We start from the raw sequence: 9741 nt of genomic DNA, 5'->3' as shown, positions 1-9741 counted from the left end.
GAGGACCGTGACGGGTCCGGCCGTACGCCCCCGATCCGCGTACGCCCCGGTTCCGCGGGGAGCCCCCGATTCCCCGCAGGCCCGCCCGTCGCGTCACCCCGCCGGTCTTCCGGCCCCCACCGGCAGCGCCTGGAGCGCCAGGTCCAGCGCCTGGAGAAAGCGGTTCGTCGTCACCCGGTCCCGGACCGCGAGCCGCAGCCACTCCGGTCCCAGCCCCGGGAAGGTGTCCCCGCGCCGGGCCGCGAACCCCAGCGAACGCAGCCCCTGCCGCAGCTCGGCCGCACCCTCCAGCCGGATCAGCACGAACGGCCCCCGGGCCTGTTCCACCACCTCGATCTCGCCGAACTCCGCGATACCCGCGAGCAGATGGGCCCGGTCCACCGCGATCCGGTCCGCCGCGTCGGCCGCCTCCGCCAGGGCCCGGGGCTCCATGCACGCCTCGGCCGCCGCCAGCGCCGGTGACGACACAGGCCAGAGCGGCTGCGCCTCCTCCAGCAGGGCGATCACCGCCGGCTCGGCCAGCACGTAGCCGATCCGCAGCCCGGCCAGCCCCCACGTCTTGGTCAGGCTGCGCAGCACGACGAGGCCGGGGATGTCCGTACGCCCGCAGAGCGCCTCGCGCTCCCCGGGCACCGCGTCCATGAACGCCTCGTCGACCACCAGGGTCCGGCCCGGTCTCGCCAGTGCCTCCAGCACACCGGCGGGGTGCAGCACCGACGTCGGGTTGGTCGGATTGCCGACGACCACCAGATCGGCGTCCTCCGGCACCGCGGCCGGGTCCAGCCGGAAACCGTCCTCCGCCCGCAGGACGACCCGCCCCACCTCGTGCCCGGCCGCCCGCAGCGCCGCCTCCGGCTCCGTGAACTGCGGGTGCACCACCACCGGCCGCCGGGCCGGCAGCGCCCGGGCGATCAGGACGAACGCCTCGGCCGCCCCGGCGGTGAGCAGCACCCGGTCCACCGGGAGCCCGTGCCGGGCGGCGACGGCGGCCCGTGCCGCCCGGCCGTCGGGGTAGGCGGCGAGCCCGCCGAGGGAGGCCGCTATGCGTTCCCGCAGCCAGTGCGGCGGGGTGTTCGTCCGGACGTTCACGGCGAGATCGGTCAACTGCCGGCCGCGTACCTCCGCGTCGCCGTGGTGACGCAGGTCGGGGCCGCCGCTTTCGATGTACCGCGTGGGGGGAGTCATGGCAGCCATGGTGAGGGGCGCGGCGCCTTCCGTCACCGGGGCGGCGGAAGATTCCGCTTCCGGGGGAACCGCGCGCGGTCCGCTGCGGCGGGCCACCGCACAGGTCGCCCGGGCCGACTTCGTCTTCGGTACCACCAGTTCGTCCGCCGCGCAGAGCGCCGCGGCCTCGGCCACCGAAGGCGTACCGACCAGAGCGCCGACCTCTTCGGACGCCCCGGGCACCGGCACCCGGGTCAGCTCCGCCGCCGACCTGCCGCGCAGCGGAACCCCCAGACGGGCCGCCGCCCCCACGATGCCCGGCTCCGCGGTCTTCGCCTCGACGGTGGCCAGTTCGACCACGTCGGAGACGGCCAGCCCCGCCGTCCGCAGCACCCGCTCGATCAGCGCGGACACCTCTTCCTCGGGGACGCCCCTGCGGGCGCCGACGCCGACGACGAGCGCCGCCCCCGCGGCGGGTGCGGGGGAGTGGTTTTCGGACCCTGCGCCTACGGTCACGGGAAGTCCTTTCGTACGGGCCGCCCGCGCCGGGTCCTGGGGACGTCGGCGGGGCGTACGGCGCTCCTGCGGAGATGCGGGCAAGGGGGGCGATCGGCTAGCAAGGGCCCATGGCGGTGTTCGTCGCGCTCGGCGCGTTCCTGATGACTCTGGCCGGCGGCTGGGTCGCGCAACGCGTCACCGACCGCCGCCACCTGGTGCTCGGCTTCGCCGGCGGGCTGATGCTCGGCGTGGTCGGCCTCGACCTCCTGCCGGAGGCGATCGATGCGGCGGGGCGGCCCGTGGCGGGGGTGCCCGCCGCCCTGCTGTTGTTCGTGGGGGGCTTTCTGGTGGCCCATCTGGTGGAGCGTCTGCTCGCGGTACGCCAGGCGGCACACGGTGCGGGCGAGGAACGCGTCCCCCAGGTGGGGCTGACGGCGGCGGCCGCGATGGTGGGCCACAGCCTGATGGACGGGGTGGCGCTCGGTGCCGCCTTCCAAGTCGGCGCCGGCATGGGGGCCGCCGTCGCGCTGGCCGTCATCACCCACGACTTCGCCGACGGATTCAACACCTACACCCTTACCAGTCTCTACGGGAACAATCGCCGCAAGGCGTTCTTCATGCTCTTCGCGGACGCGATCGCCCCGATCGTGGGCGCGGCGACCACCCTGGTGTTCACTCTTCCGGAGGAACTTCTCGGCGGATATCTCGGATTCTTCAGCGGCGCCCTGCTCTATCTCGCCGCCGCCGAGATCCTGCCCGAGGCCCACCACGACCACCCGGCGCGTTCCACCGTGCTCTGCACGATCGGCGGGGTCGGCTTCATCTGGCTGGTCGTCGGCATCGCGGACTGAACCGCCCCCGCCCGTGCGCCCCGCCCGTACGCCACCGTCCGTGACCCCGCTCCACGAACCTCAGCCGTCCACGAACCGCCGGGCCGTCCACGAACCTCAGCCGTCCGTGACCCCGCACCGCTCCACGAACCGCCGGGCCGTCCCCGGCACTCCCGCCCAGTGGGTGTGCAGATAGCTCGCGTGCACCCCGCCCCGGACGAAGCCCTCCACCCGGCGTTCCGGCAGGTGCATCCCCCAGGCCGGTACGGGGCCGGCACCCGGCTCCAGCACCGTGCGGTGGAACTCGTGGCCGCGCACCCGGGTCCCGGCCGCCGCGAGCGAGCTGTCCGCGACCGCCACCGCCTCCCGGTAACCGAGCGTGAGGCGCTCCGACATCCGGGCGCTCGCGTCGAGCACCCCGCACATCGGCCTGCCGTCCAGCTCGCGCGCCAGATAGAGCAGCCCCGCGCACTCCGCCGCCACCGGCGCCCCGCTCTCCGCGAGCGCGGTGACCGCGCGGCGCAGCGGTTCGTTGGCCGACAGCTCGGGGGCGTACACCTCCGGGAAGCCGCCTCCTATGACCAGTCCGGCCGTGCCGTCGGGGAGTTTCTCGTCGTGCAGCGGGTCGAAGGGGACGACCTCCGCGCCCGCCGCCGTGAGCAGTTCGGCGTGTTCGGCGTACGCGAACGTGAACGCCGCCCCGCCCGCCACGGCGACCACCGGACGTCTCCCGGAGAGCTCGTACCGCTCCGGTTCCCAGGCCTCCACGGCCGGCGGGGGAGCGGTACGGGCCAGCGCCAGCAGCGCTTCCAGGTCGCAGCCGGCCCGGACGCGTTCGCCCATCGCCGCCACCGCGTCCACGGCGTCCGTACGCCGCTCGGCCACGGGCACCAGCCCCAGGTGGCGCGAGGGTGTCTCCACCCGCGCGGTCCGCCGCAGCACCCCGAGGACCGGCAGCCCGGACTCCTCCAGGGCGTCGCGCAGCAGCGTCTCGTGCCGGTCGGAGGCCACCTTGTTGAGGATCACCCCGCCGATCCGCACCCCGGGGTCCCAGGCCGCGAAGCCGTGCACCAGGGCCGCCACCGAACGCGACTGCGAGGAGGCGTCGACCACCAGCACCACCGGCGCCCGCAGCAACTTCGCCACCTGCGCCGTCGACGCCAGCTCGCCCTGTCCGGAGGCTCCGTCGAACAGCCCCATCACGCCCTCCACCACCGCGAGGTCCGAGCCCGCGGCCCCGTGCGCGAAGAGCGGCCCGATCAGACCGGTCCCGCACATGTAGGCGTCGAGGTTGCGGCCCGGCCGCCCGGTCGCCAGCGCGTGGTAGCCGGGGTCGATGTAGTCGGGGCCCACCTTGTGCGGGGAGACGGCGAGTCCGCGCGCGGCGAAGGCGGCCATCAGCCCGGTGGCGACGGTGGTCTTGCCGCTGCCGGAGGCCGGGGCGGCGATCACCAGACGGGGCGTGTTCCGGGGGCCGTTCACCACTCGATGCCTCGCTGGCCCTTCTGACCCGCGTCCATGGGGTGCTTCACCTTCGACATGTCGGTCACCAGATCCGCGGCGTCCAGCAGCGCCTGCGGGGCGTTGCGGCCGGTGATCACCACGTGCTGGGTGCCCGGACGGTTCGCCAGCGTCTCGACCACGTCCTCCGTGTCGATCCACCCCCAGTGCAGCGGATACGCGAACTCGTCCAGCACGTACAGCTTGTACGTCTCGGCGGCGAGGTCGCGCTTGACCTGCGCCCAGCCCTCGCGGGCCTTCTCCTCGTTCACCGTGTTGTCGTTCTCCCCCGAGGGCCCACGCTGGACCCACGACCAGCCCTCGCCCATCTTGTGCCAGGCGACCGTGCCGCCCTCGCCGCTGGCCCCGAGGACCTTCAGCGCGTTCTCCTCGCCGACCTTCCACTTCGCCGACTTGACGAACTGGAACACCCCGATCGGCCAGCCCTGGTTCCAGGCGCGGAGCGCCAGCCCGAAGGCGGCGGTCGACTTCCCCTTGCCGATCCCGGTGTGGACCAGGAGGAGCGGACGGTTGCGGCGCTGACGGGTGGTGAGCCCGTCTTCCGGTACCGAAGTCGGCTGTCCCTGCGGCATTACGCGGCCCTCCCGGCTGCTCGAACATCCTTGACCAGCCCGGCGATCGAGTCGGCGCGCAGCTCGTCGAGCGTGACGGCGGTGCCTCCCAGATCGCGGGCGAGCTGTGCGGCGAGCCCGAGGCGTACGATCCCCGACTCGCAGTCCACCACGACGGACGCGGTGCCCTCGGCGGCGTGCAGCCGGCCCGCCCGCGCGGCCAGCGCCACCGGCTCCGGACCACCGGTGGCCCGGCCGTCCGTCACCACCACGAGCAGCGGACGCCGCGAGGGGTCGCGCATCCGCTCCACCCGCAGCACGTCGTGCGCCTTCAGCAGACCGGCCGCGAGCGGGGTGCGCCCGCCGGTCGGCAGGGTCTCCAGCCGGGCCGCCGCCGCGTCCACCGACGAAGTCGGCGGCAGCACCAGCTCGGCGTCCCGCCCCCGGAACGTCACCAGGCCCACCTTGTCGCGCCGTTGGTACGCGTCGAGCAGCAGCGAGAGCACCGCGCCTTTCACCGCGCTCATCCTCCGGCGGGCCGCCATCGACCCGGAGGCGTCCACCACGAAGAGCACGAGGTTCCCCTCACGCCCCTCCCGCGTCGCCTGCCGCAGATCGTCCCGGCGCACCACGAGCCCTCGCCCCGAACGGCCGCGCGCCCGCTGGTGCGGGGCCGCCGCCTGCACGGTCGCGGCCAGGTGCAGCTTGGTCAGCGCACCCTCCGGCCGCCGCGCGCCGGTCGTCCGGCCGTGCTCGGTACGGGCCCGCGATCGGCGCCCCGCCGCGCCCTCGCCGAGCCCGGGGACGCTCAGCGTCTTCGTACGGAACGGCTCGGACGCCGCGACCGGCTGCTGTTCGCCGCCCGACGGAGAGCCCTGCCCGCCCGGTTCACCCTGCTCGCCCGGTCCGTCCGCCGGGGCGTCCGCGCCCGAAGGCGATTCCTCGGGGCCGCCCCCCTGCGGAGGCACCCCGCCGCCGGGACCGCCCCCGCCGCCCTGCCCGCCCGGCCCGGGGTCGGGGTCGGGGTCCGGATCGGGGTCACCGTCGGGGGTGCCGTCCCGCTCGTCCCGGCGGGCCTCCTCCTCGGCGGCCTCCCGGAGCGTGTCGTCGAGCTTCTCCTCGTCGAGCCCCGGGGCGTCGAAGGGATTGCGCCGCCGGCGGTGCGGCAGGGCCAGCAGGGCGGCCTGCCGCACGTCGTCGGCCGTCACCTCGTCGCGGCCCGCCCAGGCGGCCAGCGCGGTCGCCGTCCGGGCCATCACGATGTCCGCGCGCATCCCGTCGACCTCGAACGCGGCGCAGGTCGCGGCGATCCGCCGCAGCGCCCCGTCCCCGAGCACGACCCCGGGGAGCAGGGCGCGCGCCGCGGCGATGCGCCCGCGCAGCGCGTTCTCCTCGTCGGCCCACGCCGACGCGAAGGCCGCCGGATCGTCGTCGTACGCGAGGCGCCGCCGCACGACCTCCACCCGCAGATCGGTGTCCCGGGACGCGGCCACCTCCACGGTCAGCCCGAACCGGTCCAGCAACTGGGGCCGCAGCTCGCCCTCTTCCGGGTTCATCGTGCCGACCAGCAGGAACCGTGCCGCGTGCCGTACGGAGACGCCCTCGCGCTCGACGTACGAGGCGCCCATCGCCGCCGCGTCCAGCAGCAGGTCCACCAGATGGTCGTGGAGGAGGTTGACCTCGTCCACGTAGAGGATTCCCCGGTGGGCGTCGGCCAGCAGACCCGGCTCGAAGGCCTTCACGCCCTCGGCGAGCGCCCGTTCGATGTCGAGCGCGCCGACCAGCCGGTCCTCGGAGGCGCCGACCGGCAACTCCACCGTCCGCGCCGCCCGCGAGGCTCCGGGCGCCGCCGCGTGCGGGCCGTCCGGGCACGCCGGGTCGGGGGAGGCCGGATCGCAGGAGAACCGGCAGCCCGGCACGACCGCGACCTCGGGCATCAGAGCCGCGAGCGCCCGTACGGCGGTGGACTTGGCGGTGCCCTTCTCGCCGCGTACGAGCACCCCGCCGACCGCCGGTGACACGGCGTTCAGCAGCAGCCCGAGCCTCAGGTCGTCCTGGCCGACGATCGCGGTGAACGGATACGGCGTGCTCACAAGGCCTCCAGAGAGGTGTCCGGGATGCTGTCGGACGGGATGGTGTCGGACGGGACGGTGTCGTACACGTCCGTACTCAGGACCGGTGCCGGTACGGGTGCCGGTACGGCCCCCACGTCGGCGCCCGCCCCGGGAAGCACCGGCGCGCCCGGGCCGACGAACGGCAGCCCCTCGGGGGCGCCCTCCTCGATCAGCCGCCACAGGGCGTCGGTGTCCGCGTGCTCCTCGATCAGGTCGCCCAGCAGATCGAGCTGCTCCTCGCGCAGCGCCGCGAAGCTCGTGTCCGGAGCGACCGTGAACCGCCGCCCAGAAGCCCGCGCGATCTCCGTCAGGAAGGCCCGCCGGAACGCGTCGCTCTCCAGCGACCCGTGCCAGTGCGTCCCCCAGACCTGGCCCACCCGGCACCCGTCCAGGAACGGTTCGCCGCCTTGCACGTCGGCGACGCCGTGGTGGATCTCGTACCCCTCCACCGGCTCGCCGAGCGCCGTGCCGACCGGCCGGGCCAGCATCTTCTCCCGCGCGAACCGGATGCGTACCGGCAGCAGGCCGAGCCCCTCGACCACCCCGGCCCGCGACTCGACCTCGTCCTCGATCCGCTCGCCGAGCACCTGGAAGCCGCCGCAGATCCCCAGCACCGGACGGCCCTCGGCCGCCCGCCGGACCAGGGCGTCCGCGAGCCCCCGGGCGCGCAGCCACTCCAGCGCCTTCACGGTGCCCCGGGTACCGGGCACCACGACCAGGTCCGCGTCGGCCAGCTCCTGCGGCCGGTCCACGAACCGCACGATCACGCCCGGTTCGGCGGCCAGCGCGTCCACATCGGTGAAGTTCGACATCAGCGGCACCGCGCACACCGCGATCCGCAGCACGTCCTCGCCGTGCGACGGCGCCACGACGGACTCCCGGACGGTCCCGCGCAGCGACACCCGCAGCCCGTCCTCCTCGTCGATGCCGAGACCGTGCGTGAACGGCAGCACCCCGTACGTCCGCCGCCCGGTCAGCCCCAGCAGCATGTCCAGGCCCGGCTCCAGCAACGACACGTCGCCGCGGAACTTGTTGACCAGATAGCCCGCGACCAGCTCCTGGTCCTCGGGGCTCAGCAGCGCCGTCGTACCGAAGAACGAGGCGAACACGCCGCCCCGGTCGATGTCGCCGACGACGAGCACCGGAAACCGCGCGGCCCTCGCCACACCCATGTTCACGATGTCGGTCCGCCGCAGATTGATCTCGGCCGGACTGCCCGCCCCCTCGCAGATCACGGCGTCATACGTGCCCCGCAGCTGCTCCAGACAGTCCACGACGGTCCCGAACAGCGACTCCTGACGGCCCCCGTGGTAGCCGCGCGCGCTCATCTCGCCCACCGGCTTGCCCATCAGCACGACCTGGCTGGACCGGTCGCCGCCGGGCTTGAGCAGCACCGGGTTCATCAGCGCGGACGGCTCGACCCGGGCGGCCTGCGCCTGCATGGCCTGGGCCCGCCCGATCTCGGCGCCCTCCCTCGTCACGAAGGAGTTCAGCGACATGTTCTGCGCCTTGAACGGGGCGACCTTCACCCCCTGCCGCACCAGCCACCGGCAGATCCCCGCCGTGACGACGCTCTTGCCCGCGTCCGAGGTGGTCCCGGCGACGAGCAGCCCGCCGCCCCTCTTCGTGTTCCCGCTGCTCATGCCCGTCCTCGTTCCGTACTCGTGCGTGCCGACGGCCGCCCCGCCGCCAGCCGGCCGGCGACGCAGACGGCCAGGGCCAGCGCGCTCACCCGGCGCGACAGCCGCACCGCGCGTTCGATGTCTCCGGTCTCCACGGCCCGCCCCTCGGCGCCGTTCAGCACCGGCCGGTGCTCGACCCGCCCGCCGTACGCGAGGGTCCCGCCCAGCCGCACGCCGAGCGCCCCCGCGAACGCGGCCTCCACCGGACCCGCGTTCGGGCTCGGATGCCGGCCCGCGTCCGCGCGCCAGGCCCGGACGGCCTGCCCCGGGTTCCCCCCGGCGACGGCGGCGAGAGCGGCGGTCAGCCGGGCCCCGGGCCAGCCCACGACGTCGTCCAGCCGGGCCGAGGCCCACCCGAAGCGGCGGTGACGCGGCGAACGGTGGCCGACCATCGCGTCCAGCGTGTTCACGGCACGGAAGCCGACGAGCCCCGGGACCCCGCCCAGCGCGCCCCACACCAGGGCGCCGACGACGGCGTCCGAGGTGTTCTCGGCGACGGACTCCACGACGGCTCGGGCGATCCCGGGGGCGTCGAGCGCCTGCGGGTCGCGCCCGCACAGATGCGGCAGCCGCTCCCGGGCCGCCTCGACGTCCCCGGCGTCCAGCGCCGCGCCGATGGCCCTGGCCTCGCGGCCCAGTGACGTGCCCCCGACGACGGACCAGGTGACGACGGCCGTCAGCGCGACGGCGGCGGCGGGACTCCGGCGTACGGCACGGGAGGCGAGCGCCGCGGCCCCCACGGCGCTTCCGGCGCACACCAGGGCGTGCAGCGCCCCCCGGCCCCGGTGGTCCCGCCACAGGCGCTTCTCCACGGCGGCGGCGGCCCGGCCGAACCCGGCGACCGGATGGCCCCGGCGAGGATCGCCGAGCAGCCGGTCGGTGATCAGCCCGGCGGTGGCGCCGTACGCGAAGACGCGTTCTCCACGCACGGCTCAGCCCGCCGTACGGCGGAGCGGTCCCGGGCCGGCGGAGAAGGCTGACAGGGGATCGGGCGCACGGCGGCCGGGCATGGCGTATGTCCTCACTCAGGGTCCGCGCCCTGGTTCGACGAGACGGCGACGAGAGTGTCCTGGCTCCCGGATCGGCGGCCACCCCGGTCGTCCGTCGTACGCACGTCGGGGTGCCGCTTCCCGGTGACAGTGGCGGGACCGCGCCGGATTCGCACCGGCTTCCTCTGCTGTCGCCGTGAATGGCTCCGGCAGTCCACCACGCAGCGCGAAGGCCCGTCAACTCGCCGTTGACCTGCGGGGCCGAAGTGTGCCCGGGCCCACAGCCGGACGCCCGCCGGGCCGGACGCCCGCCGGGCCGGACGCCCGCCGGGCCGGACGCCCGCCGGGCCGGACACGCATCGGGCCGGACGCCCATCGGGCCGGACGCCCGT

General features: G+C 75.2%; 7 protein-coding genes and 1 riboswitch. Of the genes, 1 reads left to right on the top strand and 6 read right to left on the bottom strand.

The window, feature by feature from the left end:
* Nucleotides 1-93: 93 nt before the first annotated feature.
* Entirely contained in the window at nt 94-1680 is a 1587-nt protein-coding gene (cobC, locus tag ACFWEP_RS25790) for an Rv2231c family pyridoxal phosphate-dependent protein CobC (protein WP_387373301.1), read from the bottom strand.
* 110 nt (nt 1681-1790) lie between these two features.
* On the opposite strand from cobC, the gene ACFWEP_RS25785 reads away from it, so the two are divergent.
* A complete protein-coding gene (locus ACFWEP_RS25785) occupies nt 1791-2513 on the top strand; it encodes a ZIP family metal transporter (protein ID WP_328722421.1) in 723 nt (240 codons plus the stop codon).
* A gap of 96 nt (nt 2514-2609) precedes the next feature.
* Here the strand turns inward: ACFWEP_RS25785 and ACFWEP_RS25780 are convergent, their stop codons facing one another.
* Genes ACFWEP_RS25780 through ACFWEP_RS25760 form a run of 5 tightly spaced genes read right to left on the bottom strand, consistent with a single transcriptional unit; the run spans nt 2610 to nt 9289 of the window.
* Nucleotides 2610-3974, bottom strand: a complete 1365-nt coding sequence (locus tag ACFWEP_RS25780) for a cobyrinate a,c-diamide synthase (RefSeq protein WP_387373299.1) — start codon at nt 3972-3974, stop codon at nt 2610-2612.
* Nucleotides 3971-4585, bottom strand: a complete 615-nt coding sequence (gene cobO / locus ACFWEP_RS25775; RefSeq protein ID WP_387373297.1) for a cob(I)yrinic acid a,c-diamide adenosyltransferase — start codon at nt 4583-4585, stop codon at nt 3971-3973. The genes ACFWEP_RS25780 and cobO overlap by 4 nt, the downstream gene beginning before the upstream one ends.
* Entirely contained in the window at nt 4585-6657 is a 2073-nt protein-coding gene (locus tag ACFWEP_RS25770; protein WP_387373295.1) for a putative cobaltochelatase, read from the bottom strand. Before ACFWEP_RS25770 ends, cobO begins: the two co-directional genes overlap by 1 nt.
* Nucleotides 6654-8321: a cobyric acid synthase gene (locus ACFWEP_RS25765; protein ID WP_387373293.1), complete on the bottom strand. Its 1668-nt coding sequence runs from the start codon at nt 8319-8321 to the stop codon at nt 6654-6656. The genes ACFWEP_RS25770 and ACFWEP_RS25765 overlap by 4 nt, the downstream gene beginning before the upstream one ends.
* On the bottom strand, nt 8318-9289 hold the full coding sequence (locus ACFWEP_RS25760) for a cobalamin biosynthesis protein (protein WP_387373291.1): 972 nt from the start codon (nt 9287-9289) through the stop codon (nt 8318-8320). Before ACFWEP_RS25760 ends, ACFWEP_RS25765 begins: the two co-directional genes overlap by 4 nt.
* Nucleotides 9290-9422: 133 nt before the next feature.
* A riboswitch (cobalamin riboswitch) is annotated at nt 9423-9536 on the bottom strand.
* Nucleotides 9537-9741: the final 205 nt, after the last annotated feature.

The sequence above is a fragment of the Streptomyces sp. NPDC060198 genome, from assembly GCF_042728415.1.
Taxonomy (GTDB): Bacteria; Actinomycetota; Actinomycetes; order Streptomycetales; family Streptomycetaceae; genus Streptomyces.
The sequence above is the reverse complement of the archived record's forward strand: the minus strand, read 5'-3'. Positions and strand labels throughout refer to the sequence as shown.

Coding starts and splice junctions, on each gene's coding strand:
- ACFWEP_RS25765 (WP_387373293.1), bottom strand. CDS start 8,321: ATGAGCAGCGGGAACACGAAGAGGGGCGGCGGGCTGCTCGTCGCCGGG.
- cobO (WP_387373297.1), bottom strand. CDS start 4,585: ATGCCGCAGGGACAGCCGACTTCGGTACCGGAAGACGGGCTCACCACC.
- ACFWEP_RS25785 (WP_328722421.1), top strand. CDS start 1,791: ATGGCGGTGTTCGTCGCGCTCGGCGCGTTCCTGATGACTCTGGCCGGC.